Here is a 14,229-nt window from a genome sequence, read left to right as displayed (position 1 = left end):
AGCCTGTGCTCCCTTCATTTGATAATTTATTATATCATTCTAATGAAGTTTACACAGACTATTTTACACTCTCATGTTTTTTGTTATATTAAGAAAATTATAATGTTAGCATTAAATATCATGTTTGTGAAATCTATGACTTCACAGTCAACTAAGATTTTTATGGATTTTATTGATAAATCATTTTAGGTTGAATAACTTTAGGATCATATCCGCTATCCTTGAGAGCTCTAATGATTGCTTCTTTGTGATCATGTCCGAAGGTTTCCATTGTGATATCAAGTTCAACTGCACTGTTACGATTAATGCTTACAAATTGATTGTGATCAAGTTTGATTATATTACCATGAGCTTCTGCAATTACCTTAGATACATTGGTTAATTCTCCAGGTTTATCTGGAAGTAAAACAGAAACTGTACAAATACGTTCTCTTTCTATTAAACCATGTTGCACTAGGGATGCAAAGGTGATTACATCCATATTACCACCGCTTATAATTGATACAATCTTTTTATCTTTTACATCTAAGTGTTTTAAAGCTGCTACAGTTAATAAGCCTGAGTTTTCAGCAAGCATTTTGTGATTTTCGAGCATATCTAGGAATGCTCCTATAAGTTCGTGATCCTCGATAGTTATGATATCGTCGAGATTTTGTTGTATATATGGAAAAATCTTAGAACCAGGGGTTTTGACGGCAGTACCATCAGCTATTGTATCTACTGAAGGAAGAGTAGTTACATCTCCATTCTTTAAAGAAACTTGCATGCAGTTTGCGCCAGCAGGCTCTACCCCTATAACTCTTATATTAGGGTTTAGAAGTTTTGCAAGTGTAGAAACACCTGTAGCAAGTCCGCCGCCACCTATTGGAACTAAGATTATATCAACAGTTGGCAATTCTTTTATGATCTCCATTGCTATTGAGCCCTGACCAGTTGCTACGTCTAAGTCATCAAAAGGATGAATAAAAGTATAACCTTCTTCTTCAGCAAGTTTTAAAGCGTAATTGCAAGCCTCGTCATAAACATCTCCGTGTAAAATGACTTCTGCGCCATAGGCTTTTGTACGATTAACTTTCATTAGAGGAGTAGTGGTTGGCATTACAATTATTGCTTTTGTGTTATAGGCTTTGGCAGCATAAGCTACCCCTTGAGCATGATTGCCAGCAGAAGCTGTCACAAGACCTTTGCTTCTATCTTCCTCTGAAAGCGTGCTGATCTTATAGTATGCCCCTCTGATTTTATACGCCCCCGTTTTTTGCATATTTTCAGGCTTAAAGTAAACTTTATTTCCTGTAATATCTGAGTAATAGTCGCTAAACACTAACTTGGTTTTTAAGATTACTTTTTGTACGATTTCATATGCTTCTTCAAATTTATCAAGTGTCATCATTTTTGTAATATCCCCTTTATATGTATATTGCTTTTAGCTAATAGTTTTATGATAACATGTTAGCATTTTATGTCAAGTAAGAGTTTTTAAGACAATAAGTTTTGTGAATTTAAATCAAAAGGTAACTCTAGGAATAAGGAATAATAAAAAATAACAAGTTAAGATGATGCTGTAATACTATAATTAAATAAATATATTTATCAAAAAGATATATTTATTAGTATTAAAGTGTTAATAGCATTTTTAACTTGTTATTTCTGAGCATTTTAGATAGGAAAAAATTCATAATATATAGTTAAGATATATGATTTTCATAAAGAACTTTTATTGTTAATGTCCTTTATGCTTTTCAAGCTTTTTCTTTTTTCTTAACTCGAACTTTCTTTGCTCTTCTTGCTCCTTTTGTTCTTTTGATTTTTGTTTGCGTACAATTTTGCTTTGTTTATGCTGTAATTGCATTGCTATTTGGGCTTTAGTTCCTATGCCTTTAACATTAACCTCTTTTCTAATGCTTCGTTGAAGCCTTTTAGGATTAGGTTTTGCTGGTGATTCAAAGTCATCAGACAATACTGGCGAACTAAAATTTAGACGATAGAATTTTTTCAGTATGAGCTCGTAAACTTCCTCGTCTTTTGGTTCTGAGCCGAAGGTAACTTTGCATACCTTATATTCACCATTTTCAATACTTTCAAAGACACCAATCCAAAATGGATCATCAAAAAGAACTGTTAATTTAATTATTGTTATCATAATTAAATCCTCCTGTAGTATAGAAATTCACAGAGAATGGACAACCCCAGGAGGGCAGGTTACTGCTATATTATAATATAGGTTCTGACTACCAACAGAAACAGTGTTTTTATCTCTTTAAATATTATTATAGTAGAAGAGTATACTAATGAAAAGAGAGGTTGTTATTAATTATATTTATATTATGTCTTCTATGACTTAGTAGATAATCTAGATAAAGCCTATAAAAATAGAATTATTGATAAGTTTTATAGAGAAATTTAGGTTGAAACATAAAAAAAATAGCCGGTTTTAATAAACTGACTACATTTTTTTATTAACTGACTATATTATTTTAGTTGTCCAATCTTCGCAATTCCAAGTTTCTGTTATTATATCTCTATAAAATTCAGGTTCATGCGAAACTAACAGAATTGTTCCTTTATATTCTTTAAGCGCTCTTTTTAACTCATCTTTTGCGTCAACATCTAAGTGATTAGTAGGTTCGTCAAGTATTAATATATTAGTTTCATTATTTATAATTTTACAAAGTCTAACTTTTGCAGCCTCACCACCAGATAGAACTCTTATTTGTGATTCTAATTGCTTAGTTGTAAGTCCACATTTAGCAAGAGCAGCTCTTATTTGATATTGAGTATATCCAGGGAATTCCTGCCATAATTCATCTATACATGTATTGCTATTATTGCCTCTATCTTCTTGTTCGAAATAACCTATGTATTGATAATCTCCTAAATGAACTTCTCCACTTATTGGTTTTATTATACCAAGTAAACTTTTTAGAAGAGTTGATTTACCAAGCCCGTTAGCCCCGACTAATGCTATTTTTTGTCCTCTTTCCATATATAAATTTAATGGTTTTGTAAGAGGAGAGTCATAACCTATAACTAAATCTTTAGTTTCAAAAATAACTTTGCCTGAAGCTCTAGCAGATTTGAAGTTGAATTCTGGCTTTGGCTTTTCTTTTGAAAGTTCAATTATATCCATCTTATCTAGCTTCTTTTGTCTAGACTTAGCCATATTTGCAGTAGCAACATTAGCTTTATTTCTTGCTACGAAATCTTCAAGTCTTGAGATTTCTTTTTGTTGCTTTTCATAAGCAGCTTCTAATTTTTCTTTATTTATTGCATATATCCTTTGGAATTCATCATAATCTCCAACATATCGTGTAAGTTTTCTTTCATCTACATGATATATTAAATTAACTACTGAATTTATAAATGGAACATCATGGGATATTAATATAAACGCATTTTCATATGATTGAAGATATCTTTTTAGCCATTCGATATGTTCTTCATCCAAGTAGTTTGTAGGCTCATCTAAAAGTAAAATATCAGGAGATTGTAATAATAGTTTTCCTAGAAGGATTTTGGTTCTTTGTCCACCAGATAAATCATCAACGTCTTTATCTAACCCTAGGTCTAAAAGCCCAAGACCCTTTGCAACTTCTTCAACTTTTGGATCAATAACATAAAATCCGTTATGATCAAGCATGTCTTGAATTACAGCAGTTCTTTCCAGCATTTTATTTAACTCATCCTCAGTACAATCCCCCATCTTTTCGTATAAAGAATTCATTTCTGCTTCTAGATCAAAAAGATATTTAAAAGCATCTCTTAAGGCATCTCTTATACTTTGACCTTTCATTAATGCTGCATGCTGATCCATGTAACCAACTCTAACATTATTAGACCAAATAACATTCCCTTCATCAGGCATTAGCTTACCAGTTACTATATTCATAAATGTAGATTTACCTTCTCCATTAGCACCAATAAGACCAACATGTTCACCCTTTAATAATCTAAATGAAACATCTTCAAAAATAGCTCTATCTCCAAATCCGTGATTCATATTTTTAACAGTAAGTATGCTCATCAATTACCTCCAAAAAACTTATAAAATTTGCAACTAAGTGAAAAGACTCCTAAAATAAGAGAAAAATAATAAGCTTATAATCACTTTTTGTAGTTGCGTATCCATAATAGTTTAAAGTATAAAAAGCCAGTATGTCAAAGTAAATTTAAGAAAATTTGTGTATATTAAAAATATAGATGAGAAGAGTATTGAAACTATAACAATATATTCATAAAATAGTAAAATTCATTAAAGCTAATATTTATCAATTGCCCAAAGCACCCTGGGTATAAATTGTAGTTGCATATTTACATAATATGTTATAATTTTAGTAATAAAATCCGTGTGTCTATAAATTAAAGAATGTTAATAATTGTTTAGAGAATTTACTCGATAAAACTTTTAGTTCAATGTGTTAGAAACGAAAAGAGGATATGCTGGAGGCGTAATTAGATATTTGACCAGATTATATAAGGGGGAAGCAAGATGGAGGATTTGGTTACTGATAGATTGCTATTAAGAACATGGAAAGAGGATGATTACAAAGATTTATATGAATATGCCAAAAGTGAGTTGGTGGGTCCTAACGCTGGTTGGATGCCGCATAAAGATGAGGATGAAAGTAGAAAAATAATAAGAATGTTTATTAGAAATAATGAAACATATGCTATAGTTTTAAAATCAGAAAATAAAGTTATTGGTAGCATAGGGCTTCATGATAGAAAGCCTGATAATAATTTGTTGAAACTAAATCAGAAAGAAGTGGGGTATGCTCTCAATCCTAGATACTGGGGAAAAGAAATCGTTCCTGAAGCTGTAAAATCTTTAGTGGACTATGGGTTTAATAAACTAAATTTAGAATTAATTTGGTGCGCACATTTTGATTTTAACAACAACTCAAAAAGAGTAATTGAAAAGTGCGGATTCAAATATAAATTTAAAAAGTTCGAGAGATTAAAATTTCTAAATAATAAAGAGGTAACCACATTGTATTATTGTATTTTTAGAACTGAGTATAAAAATAACTTAAGAATATAACCAAATGTTATGAATTTACATGATTCTGACTACAATAGAATGTCTAAAGAACTTTTAGAATAATTAGTTAGTAAATTAATATTTTGTTTAATAGTAAGAGAAAAGGCACGAAATTAAGCTAATGGATAAGAAAATATCTATTAGCTTAATTTTTATATTCAGATAAAAGTTGTTTTTGTTTGCAAGTAATTAAGAAAATAATTTAGCCGAATTTCTATAATAATATTCCTATTTTGGGGCAAACTTTTAGTATAAAAAAATTTTTTATTGATGGTATTATAAATTGCGTAAATTATTATATGAAAGGAGATACTATGATGTTAGATTTAACTAAGGAAATAAAAGAAATGGCAGAAAAAATTGGTTACGAAATGAAAGGCTTGGCAGAAGATATGGGGAATGAAATGAGAAACGTAGGAGAATTAGTAAAGTCAAAAGCAGAAAAATTAACTGATGAAATAAAGAATAGAATGACAAGGTGAATATAAAGAAGATAGTAATTACATTATTAGTGTGAATGCTATCTTCTTTATATTTATTTAAAAGTAACATAAAAAAGTAGAAATCATATTATATAGTGGACATGGTTATAGGGTAAATAGACTACCTCGATCTATTAATTTCCCTTTTCTTAGTGCAATGGGTAAGACGTCATATTTAAAAAGAAATTTCTTTATTTGATCTCCCCATGTGTAACTATCTAAATCACCAAAGAAAGCCATCTTATTATTAGAGACCATACCACCGACCCCGCCTATAAAACCATAATTTAGTGAAGGTAGTAGTATATCTCCAGGAGGAAGCAGAAGGATGTCAAAATCGTAATTTTTAAGAGAATTAAAAATCCCTTTATCACTTGTGATTAAGGCTTTTTCTCTAACATGGAGAATAGAACATTTTGTGTAACCTTGAGGAACATCAATGTGTATTTTTGAATTTTGAGAGTTTAAGAGATTTTCATCGCTATATTTTAAAGTATGTATAAAATAGTTTTCTAAAATTAAAGAATTTAAAATAATATCGTTTGGATATGTATTGGACAATGTGTTTTTTGAAACAATATAATTTATGTCGTTTAATTTAAGGATCTCTTTGAAATTTTCTGAGATATTTCGTTGGATAATTATCTTATTAAATGAATCATTTTTTAGTACATTTAATTGAATATCAGGATGACCATTTATGGCATCATAAACATCATTACATTTAGGGACTAATATTGGTTTTAGGTCTAGTTTGGAAAGGCTAAGTAATTCTTCTTTAGTAATTCTATAATCGACAAAACAATGCATATAAATTCTCCTTATAAGAATGTATAACTGATATTTAAAGGCAAAATAATCAATACTGAAATTATTATTTTAAATTATATTTTGCACTTTAAAGACAGATATGTCAATTAAGTAACTGCTAGAATGTATAAAAATTAATATTTTATCAACTAGAAATATATCATATGAATTTTGCATATCCTCAAATTTTTAATACATACTAATATTAAGAAGGGAGTGAAATCCATGCTTATTTTAAAATTAGCTTATAGTGAAGACTTGACTTTTTCCCGTGACCTGCAAGAGCTAAAAGAGCTACTAAAGAAGAAGGAGATTTTAATAGGATTTGTTGAAAGTATAGAAGGAAAAACTCATATAATAAAGATAATTTGTGAAGAAAATTGTTATAATGAAAAAGTAAAAGAGATTATTAACTTATATGTTAGTAATATTTTATATAGAATAGTTATTGATAATTATAGAAAAAAGGAAATGTTTGAATTTATAACGGATAATTATTTTTTCTTAAAGCAATCTGAAATATTAGAGGTTGAAGATCAAATACTAAAGGTGTTAAAGTATGAAGAAGTAGATGCAAATGAGGATACTATATTTTGTTTAAATAAAATTAATTCTATGGTAGAAAAGATTAGAGACTGCATAAGTGAAAAACAAGAGATTAATATAGATGGATTTATAACTTTTAGGATGAGAAAATTAAGAGAGGATATAGAAAAAGTTATAGATAAAGTAGTAGAAAGATATATGGTGGAAAAAGAATATAAGGAATTTATAAAACTACTAAAGTACTTTGTAGAAATACAGGAATGTAAAATAGAAGAAATAAATATAATAGTAGAAGATAATAATTATATAGTAAGAGATAAGGAAGGCAAAGATTTATATTACGATTTTTTCAGTGAAATTGCAACAGATCAAAATAAAGCTGAATTAAATATGGAAGATATATTAATTAGCGGACTAATAACAAGTGCACCTGAAAATATAAATATCTATGGAAAAGAAAAATGTAGCAATAAAGAATTTTTAGATACTATTCAAAATGTATTTGGAGATAAGGTTCATTTTTATGAAGCAAATAGCGACTATAATAAAATTGGTCAAATAATAGCAAAAAAATATTGACATGGATTAACAACAATGATATACTCATACATGTTAAGAAGAAACAGCCGTTTCTCACCCTGCAGTGTTGAATTTACTAGTATGGGTTTTATGTGATGTCTATACATTGAGTATTGATAATTTGAGGCGGCAGTTATGCCGTCTTTTTATTATGTATATAGTTTTTCGGAGGTGAAAAATATTAATAAAGATTTTTCTATGAATGAAGAAATTAGAGAAAAAGAGATTAGACTAATAGGAAGTAACGGGGAACCATTAGGGATTGTCCCAACTATTGAAGCAAAAAAACTTGCTGAAGAAAAAGATATGGATTTAGTTATGATGTCTCCTACTGCGAAACCACCAGTTTGTAGAATTATGGACTATGGTAAGTATGTATATGAGCAATCTAAAAAAGAAAAAGATGCTAAGAAAAAGCAAAAAATCATATCTATTAAAGAAGTAAGATGTAGTCTAACTATTGAGGAACATGACATTGATATAAAAGCAAAAAATGCTAGAAAGTTCCTATTAGAAGGAGATAAAGTTAAAATCACTGTAAGATTTAGAGGTAGGGAAATGGAACTTGCCCACATGGGACAAAAGATTCTTGATAACTTTGCAGCTAAATTAGAAGATGTCTGCCTAGTAGAAAAAAGACCTAAAAGAGAAGGCAGAAATATGACAATGGTTTTAGGGCCTAAAAAGGCGTAACTTGAGAGGAGGATTTAATCATGCCAAAAATGAAAACTCATAGAGGTGCAGCAAAAAGATTCAGAAAAACAGGTACAGGAAAACTTAAGAGAGGTAAGGCATTTAGAAGCCATATCTTAACAAAGAAGAGTTCAAAAACTAAGAGACATCTTAGAAAAGCTGGATATGTTTCAGATTCACAATTAAAAGTAATGAAGAAATTATTACCATACCTATAATATAGGGGTAATGCAGGAGGTTTAAGTAATGGCAAGAGTAAAGAGAGCGAAGAATTCTCGTAAAAATCATAAAAAAGTTTTAAAACTTGCAAAAGGATACTACGGTGGAAAAAGTAAGTTATATAAAACTGCTAATGAATCAGTAATAAGAGCATTAAGAAATTCTTATGTTGGAAGAAAGAATAAGAAGAGAGATTATAGAAGTTTATGGATAGCTAGAATTAACGCAGCTACAAGAATAAACAACTTATCATATTCTAAATTCATGAATGGAATCAAATTAGCTGGAATAGACATCAACAGAAAGATGTTATCTGAAATAGCTATAAATGATCCAAAGGCATTTACTGAATTAGTAGAAGTTGCTAAGAAACAATTAAATGCTTAGTACATAAAATGCGGCTTATGTCGCATTTTATTTTTATATTCAAATATAAATAATAATACTATTATTTTTCCATAATCCTATAGTTTTGAGGTGTAAAACTTTGATATATATAGAAAGTAAAGAAAATAATTTGTTTAAGAATACAAAAAAGCTTAAAGAAAGAAAGAATAGGACTAAAACAAGTAGATATATAATTGAAGGATTTAGATTAGTTCAAGAGGCATTTAAGGCCAAAGTCGATGTAGATTACCTAATTGTGACTGAAGATGCACAGGATAAAGTAGACGAATTTTTGGGCAAATATATAAATGATGAAATTAAGATTTATGAAATTTCTAGCAATTTATTTAAAGAACTTATTTCTACAGAAAATCCCCAAGGAATACTTGCTGTTATAAAAATGAATACAATGGAATTGAAATTCGATGGAGATTTTTACTTGCTTTGTGACAAGGTGCAAGATCCAGGGAATCTAGGGGCTATAATAAGAACTGCACATGCAGCTGGAGTACAAGAAATTATATTAACAAAGGGTACTGTGGATATATATAATGAAAAGACAATTAGATCTACAATGGGATCTATATTTTATATTCCTATTTATTATGATGATGAGAATCTCTCTTTGGTAAAAGAATTAAAGGGGAAAGGTTTTAATTTAGTAGTGACATCCTTAGATGCAGATAAAAATTTCTTTCAAGCAGATTTAAGAGGGAGAGTTCTCTTAACTGTTGGGAATGAAGGAAATGGAGTGAGTAGAGAAGTGTTAGAGATGGCGGATACTAAGGTTAAGATACCAATGCCAGGCAATGCTGAATCTTTAAATGTAGCAGTAGCTTCATCTGTTATAATGTATGAGAAAGTAAGACAAAATCAATTGTGATTAAATCTTATTAAAATAGGAAAGTATATTAATAGGTTTCTAGGAAAATTTGAAACTATTTAAGAATGAAAGTAGATTTGAATATTTCTAGGAATCTATATTAATATGAAAAAATTTTAAAATTTATATATTTATCTATGTAAATAGTAAAATATATAAATATTTATAGGAAACATCTGGTGTTCAGAGGTTTTATATTTAAAATAGAATAATTATGTTAAGATAAAATATTTAATTTGATTTGGGAATATACTTATAAATATGGTATATTAGAAAAGCAGTAGATTTATATATAAATTTTGAAAATAGTATTGATATTTTATATATTTATTTGTATAATGAGTTGTATTAATTGAACATTGAAAAACTGTGAATGAGAGAGTAGATATTAGAAAAGTTTTAAGGGAGAGAGGGTCATGGACTGTAAGCCTTCTTAAATAATATAATATTGAAGTTCGCTCAGGAGTTCTAGCTGTGAAATTTATAGTAGTAGCTAGCGGCGAGAAGAGTCGTTAATTAAATTGAGTTGGGTACTTTTTTAGTTCCAATTAGGGTGGTAACGCGGATAATTCGTCCCTTTTTATGAGGTGGCGTTTTTTTTATGCAAAAAATCTTTTTAATTGCCAACAAATGATTTTTAAAGAAATATTTATAGGTCTATTATTATTTTTATATGTCTTATTGAAAGGAGAAACAATCAATGAAAGAAAAACTTAAAGAATTACAAGAACTTGCATTAAGCAAAATTGAAGCTGTTAAAACCAGCAGTGAATTAGAAGAAATTAGAGTTAAGTTCTTAGGAAAAAAAGGGGAACTTACTACAATATTAAGAGGTATGGGGAATCTTTCTCCAGAAGAAAGACCGATTGTAGGAAAATTAGTTAATGAAGCTAAAGCTGCTGTTGAAGAAAAATTAGAAAGCGTATTAAAAGCTATTAAAGATAAAGAAAAGGCTGAAAAGCTTGCAGGTGAAACTATAGATATTTCTCTTCCAGGAAGAAAGAAGGTTATAGGAAAGAGGCATCCGTTAGATTTGACTCTTCAAAGTATGGAAGAAATTTTCGTTTCAATGGGGTTCACAATTGAAGATGGACCTGAAGTTGAATATGATCACTATAATTTTGAAGCTTTAAATATCCCTAAGGATCATCCGGCTAGAAGTGAACAGGATACTTTATATATAAATGATAAAATAGTACTTAGAACGCAGACTTCACCAATTCAAGTTAGAACTATGGAGAATCAAAAGCCACCAATAAAAATGATTTCCCCTGGTAAAGTATATAGATCAGATTCAGTAGATGCTACACATTCACCTATATTCTATCAAATGGAAGGATTAGTTATAGATAAAGGAGTTACATTTGCTGATTTAAAAGGAACATTAGAATTATTTGCAAAAAAAATGTTTGGAGACAAGGTTCAAACTAAATTCAGACCACATCACTTCCCATTTACAGAGCCATCTGCTGAAATGGATGCAACATGCTTTGTATGTGGCGGTGAAGGCTGTAGAGTATGTAAAGGCAGCGGTTGGATAGAGCTTTTGGGTTGCGGAATGGTTCATCCAAATGTTCTTAGAAACTGCGGACTTGATCCAGAAGTATATAGTGGATTTGCTTTTGGTTTTGGTGTTGATAGAATGGTAATGCTAAAGTATGGAATAGATGATATAAGATTATTATATGAAAGTGATATGAGATTCTTAAATCAATTCTAAAAGCTTAATTTTATTTGAAATTCAAGAATTTAAGAATATACATTCTTAGGAATATTTATTCTTTAGAATATTACCATAAATATTCTAAAGATATGCCCATATGAAAAAAGCAGCCATGCTGCAACTAAGAACTTATTAACTTGAAAAAGCAGCTATACTGCAATCAAGAACTTTTGAAACTAAAAAAAGCAGTTATGTTTCAATTAAGAACTTATCACCTTAAAAAAGTAGTTATGCTGCAATTAAGATTTTTTGAATATTAAAAATGGTGTAGCTATGCTACCCATTAAGAACTTTTGTATATTTAAAATGAGGGTTAGTGAAGAAATTGGATTAAAATAAGATGCTATACCCAGCAATAAAAGGAGGAAACAAAATGAAAGTACCATATAATTGGCTTAAAGATTATGTTGATATAAATGTTAGTCCTAAGGAATTAGGAGATAAATTAACTCTAACTGGTTCACAACTAGAAGAACTTGTTATCCAAGGAGATGTAATTCAAAATGTAGTTACAGGAAAAATTACTAATATTGAAAAACATCCTGATGCAGATAAGTTAAGCATATGTAAAGTTGATATAGGAAGTGAACAAATACAAATAGTTACAGCTGCAACGAACATGAAAGAGCAAGATGTTGTGCCGGTTGCTCTTCATGGTTCAACACTTGCCGACGGAACTAAAATAAAAAAAGGAAAACTTAGAGGAGTAGTATCTAATGGTATGTTCTGCTCAGAAGAAGAATTAGGTACAGCTGGAGATGAGCCGGTTCATGGATTGATGATCTTACCTACTGATACTAAGCTTGGAGTTGATATTAAGGAACTTTTAGGATTAAATAAAGCTATCTTAGATTTTGAAATTACTTCAAACAGACCTGACTGCCTAAGTATGGTAGGGATGGCAAGAGAAACAGCAGCAGCTCTTAGAACAACTTATAAAATGCCAAATTTAGAATATCAAATTAAAAATTCTAAAAATATAAATGAAGAGTTAACTGTTGAAGTTAAAGATACTCTTTGCAATAGATATATGGCAAGAGGAGTAAAAAATGTTAAAGTTCAGCCATCACCAGGCTGGATGCAAGAAAGACTTCTTGAAGCTGGTATAAGACCAATAAATAATATAGTTGATATAACAAATTTTGTTATGCTTGAAACTGGTGAACCAATGCATGCTTTTGATAAAAGAGAAATTGCTACGAATAAAATAGTAATTGAAAGAGCAAAGCAAGGAGAAAAGTTTACAACTTTAGATGAAGTAGAAAGAGAATTAGATGATTCGATGCTTTGTATTAAAGATGGAGAAAATATTATCGGTCTTGCTGGAATAATGGGTGGTTTAAACTCGGAAATAAAAGAAGATACTACAGAAGTTGTTTTTGAATGTGCAAATTTTGATGGAACTAACATAAGAGTGAATTCAAAGAAATTAAATCTAAGAACAGAAGCTTCTGGAAGATTTGAAAAAGATATAGATCCTAACTTAGCTGAAATTGCATTAAATAGAGCATGTAGCTTAATCTGTGAATTAGATGCCGGAGAAGTTATGGAAGGTACTATAGATGTTTACAACAACAAGAAAGAAGTATCAACTGTAACTGTTGACTCAAATTGGGTAAACAGCTTCCTTGGAACAGATCTTTCTAAAGAAGAGATGAAGAGATGTTTAGATAGTGTTGATTTATTTACAGAAATAAATGGTGATAACTTAGTTGTGACAGCTCCAACTTTTAGAGTTGATATTGCAATTAGAGAAGATATAGCTGAGGAAATTGCAAGAATTTATGGATATGAAAAAATTCCTACAACAATTTTTAAAGTTTCTACAGAAAGAGAGCCAAGATATAGAAAAGGATTATTAGATAATAGAGTAGTGATGCTTGCTACAGGAAGTGGATTAAATCAATCTATTAGTTATTCATTTGTATCTCCAAAGGTTTTTGATAAAATTAATTTACCAGAAGATAGTGATCTTAGAAATGTAGTTAAGATAAGAAATCCATTAGGGGAAGATTATAGTGTAATGAGAACTTCAACACTTCCATCAATGATGGAATCACTTGGAAGAAATTATTCTAGAAATAACTCATATGTAAGATTGTTTGAAATGGGGAAAGTTTACATTCCAAATGTGGATGAAACAAAACTTCCGATAGAAAAGAATATTTTAACTATAGGTATTTATGGAGATTGTGACTACTTAGATCTTAAAGGTGTTGTTGAAAATATAACTGATGGATTAGGTATAAAGAGTGTTAAATATGAAAGAGAGAGCGAAAATGTAAGTTACCATCCTGGAAAAACAGCTAAGATAGTTGTTGGTAGAACTAATGCTGGAACTTTAGGAGAAGTTCATTTAGATGTATGCGAAAATTACGGTTTGGATGTGCCTTGTTATGTGGCAGAATTAGATTTGGACGTTTTATATGAAAATGCTGATATGGATAAAAAATATAAAGCACTTCCAAAATTCCCAGCAGTAACACGAGATATTGCATTACTTGTTGATGATAGTCTTTTAGTTCAAGAAATTGATGATACAATAAAAAGAGCTGGTGGAAATTTAGTTGAAAAAGTAGAATTATTTGATATATATAAAGGAAAACAAATTCCAGATGGTAAAAAGAGTATAGCTTATGCAATCTGGTACAGAGATGAAAATAAAACATTAACAGATAAAGATGTTAATAAAGTTCATGAAAAAATCCTAAAATCTTTAGAATATAAGCTTGGAGCTACATTAAGAGATTAAAATATAATAACTCAAGCTTTGCTCCATGAAAGCTGCTTCAGAAATAAGTTTTATTATTTTTGAAGCAGCTATTTTTATTTATACAAAAAAATATAAGTTTAAAGAAGGAAATATCAT

At 29.6% G+C, this 14,229-nt stretch carries 13 protein-coding genes and 2 other annotated features; of the genes, 9 read left to right on the top strand and 4 right to left on the bottom strand.

Annotated features, from left to right (window positions below):
- Positions 1-169 precede the first annotated feature (169 nt).
- From ilvA to L3B96_RS12150, 3 genes are all read right to left on the bottom strand, one after another.
- Positions 170-1,390, bottom strand: a complete 1,221-nt coding sequence (gene ilvA, locus L3B96_RS12160; protein WP_041895711.1) for a threonine ammonia-lyase — start codon at positions 1,388-1,390, stop codon at positions 170-172.
- A gap of 330 nt (positions 1,391-1,720) precedes the next feature.
- The gene (locus tag L3B96_RS12155; RefSeq protein WP_238861160.1) at positions 1,721-2,140 is read right to left on the bottom strand and encodes a YjdF family protein; all 420 of its coding nucleotides are present in this window, start codon (positions 2,138-2,140) and stop codon (positions 1,721-1,723) included.
- 324 nt (positions 2,141-2,464) lie between these two features.
- Entirely contained in the window at positions 2,465-4,021 is a 1,557-nt protein-coding gene (locus L3B96_RS12150) for an ABC-F family ATP-binding cassette domain-containing protein (RefSeq protein WP_041895714.1), read from the bottom strand.
- A gap of 465 nt (positions 4,022-4,486) precedes the next feature.
- On the opposite strand from L3B96_RS12150, the gene L3B96_RS12145 reads away from it, so the two are divergent.
- Both L3B96_RS12145 and L3B96_RS12140 read left to right on the top strand, forming a co-directional pair.
- A complete protein-coding gene (locus tag L3B96_RS12145) occupies positions 4,487-5,038 on the top strand; it encodes a GNAT family N-acetyltransferase (protein WP_011968891.1) in 552 nt (183 codons plus the stop codon).
- A gap of 299 nt (positions 5,039-5,337) precedes the next feature.
- The gene (locus L3B96_RS12140) at positions 5,338-5,520 is read left to right on the top strand and encodes a hypothetical protein (protein WP_238861158.1); all 183 of its coding nucleotides are present in this window, start codon (positions 5,338-5,340) and stop codon (positions 5,518-5,520) included.
- Positions 5,521-5,625: 105 nt separating this feature from the next.
- On the opposite strand, the gene L3B96_RS12135 is transcribed toward L3B96_RS12140, so the two are convergent.
- Positions 5,626-6,330 carry a DUF6873 family GME fold protein gene (locus L3B96_RS12135; protein WP_238861156.1) on the bottom strand — a complete coding sequence of 235 codons (705 nt, stop codon included), beginning with the start codon at positions 6,328-6,330 and terminating at the stop codon, positions 5,626-5,628.
- A gap of 225 nt (positions 6,331-6,555) precedes the next feature.
- On the opposite strand from L3B96_RS12135, the gene ytxC reads away from it, so the two are divergent.
- The 7 genes from ytxC to pheT all read left to right on the top strand — a co-directional run bounded on the left by ytxC (position 6,556) and on the right by pheT (position 14,112).
- Entirely contained in the window at positions 6,556-7,455 is a 900-nt protein-coding gene (ytxC, locus tag L3B96_RS12130; protein ID WP_011968894.1) for a putative sporulation protein YtxC, read from the top strand.
- Between the two features lie 29 nt (positions 7,456-7,484).
- Positions 7,485-7,611, top strand: a sequence feature (ribosomal protein L20 leader region).
- Between the two features lie 15 nt (positions 7,612-7,626).
- Positions 7,627-8,148, top strand: a complete 522-nt coding sequence (infC, locus tag L3B96_RS12125) for a translation initiation factor IF-3 (protein ID WP_023974742.1) — start codon at positions 7,627-7,629, stop codon at positions 8,146-8,148.
- A 20-nt stretch (positions 8,149-8,168) separates the two neighbouring features.
- On the top strand, positions 8,169-8,366 hold the full coding sequence (gene rpmI / locus L3B96_RS12120; RefSeq protein WP_011968896.1) for a 50S ribosomal protein L35: 198 nt from the start codon (positions 8,169-8,171) through the stop codon (positions 8,364-8,366).
- Positions 8,367-8,394: 28 nt separating this feature from the next.
- Positions 8,395-8,754, top strand: a complete 360-nt coding sequence (rplT, locus tag L3B96_RS12115) for a 50S ribosomal protein L20 (RefSeq protein WP_011968897.1) — start codon at positions 8,395-8,397, stop codon at positions 8,752-8,754.
- A 100-nt stretch (positions 8,755-8,854) separates the two neighbouring features.
- The gene (locus L3B96_RS12110) at positions 8,855-9,637 is read left to right on the top strand and encodes an RNA methyltransferase (protein ID WP_238861155.1); all 783 of its coding nucleotides are present in this window, start codon (positions 8,855-8,857) and stop codon (positions 9,635-9,637) included.
- A 360-nt stretch (positions 9,638-9,997) separates the two neighbouring features.
- Positions 9,998-10,218: a binding site (T-box leader), on the top strand.
- Positions 10,219-10,337: 119 nt separating this feature from the next.
- Positions 10,338-11,357, top strand: coding sequence for a phenylalanine--tRNA ligase subunit alpha (gene pheS, locus L3B96_RS12105; RefSeq protein WP_017208858.1), 1,020 nt, complete (start codon positions 10,338-10,340; stop codon positions 11,355-11,357).
- A gap of 376 nt (positions 11,358-11,733) precedes the next feature.
- Complete coding sequence (pheT, locus tag L3B96_RS12100; RefSeq protein ID WP_238861152.1) at positions 11,734-14,112, top strand: phenylalanine--tRNA ligase subunit beta; 2,379 nt, start codon at positions 11,734-11,736, stop codon at positions 14,110-14,112.
- Positions 14,113-14,229: the final 117 nt, after the last annotated feature.

The organism is Clostridium sp. YIM B02569 (assembly GCF_022320765.1).
Lineage (GTDB): Bacteria > Bacillota > Clostridia > Clostridiales > Clostridiaceae > Clostridium > Clostridium beijerinckii.
Note: the sequence above shows the minus strand (reverse complement) of the source record. Positions and strands in the feature narration are given on the sequence as shown.

Coding starts and splice junctions, on each gene's coding strand:
- ilvA (WP_041895711.1), bottom strand. CDS start 1,390: ATGATGACACTTGATAAATTTGAAGAAGCATATGAAATCGTACAAAAA.
- L3B96_RS12155 (WP_238861160.1), bottom strand. CDS start 2,140: ATGATAACAATAATTAAATTAACAGTTCTTTTTGATGATCCATTTTGG.
- L3B96_RS12150 (WP_041895714.1), bottom strand. CDS start 4,021: ATGAGCATACTTACTGTTAAAAATATGAATCACGGATTTGGAGATAGA.
- L3B96_RS12145 (WP_011968891.1), top strand. CDS start 4,487: ATGGAGGATTTGGTTACTGATAGATTGCTATTAAGAACATGGAAAGAG.
- L3B96_RS12140 (WP_238861158.1), top strand. CDS start 5,338: ATGAAAGGAGATACTATGATGTTAGATTTAACTAAGGAAATAAAAGAA.
- L3B96_RS12135 (WP_238861156.1), bottom strand. CDS start 6,330: ATGCATTGTTTTGTCGATTATAGAATTACTAAAGAAGAATTACTTAGC.
- ytxC (WP_011968894.1), top strand. CDS start 6,556: ATGCTTATTTTAAAATTAGCTTATAGTGAAGACTTGACTTTTTCCCGT.
- rpmI (WP_011968896.1), top strand. CDS start 8,169: ATGCCAAAAATGAAAACTCATAGAGGTGCAGCAAAAAGATTCAGAAAA.
- rplT (WP_011968897.1), top strand. CDS start 8,395: ATGGCAAGAGTAAAGAGAGCGAAGAATTCTCGTAAAAATCATAAAAAA.
- pheS (WP_017208858.1), top strand. CDS start 10,338: ATGAAAGAAAAACTTAAAGAATTACAAGAACTTGCATTAAGCAAAATT.
- pheT (WP_238861152.1), top strand. CDS start 11,734: ATGAAAGTACCATATAATTGGCTTAAAGATTATGTTGATATAAATGTT.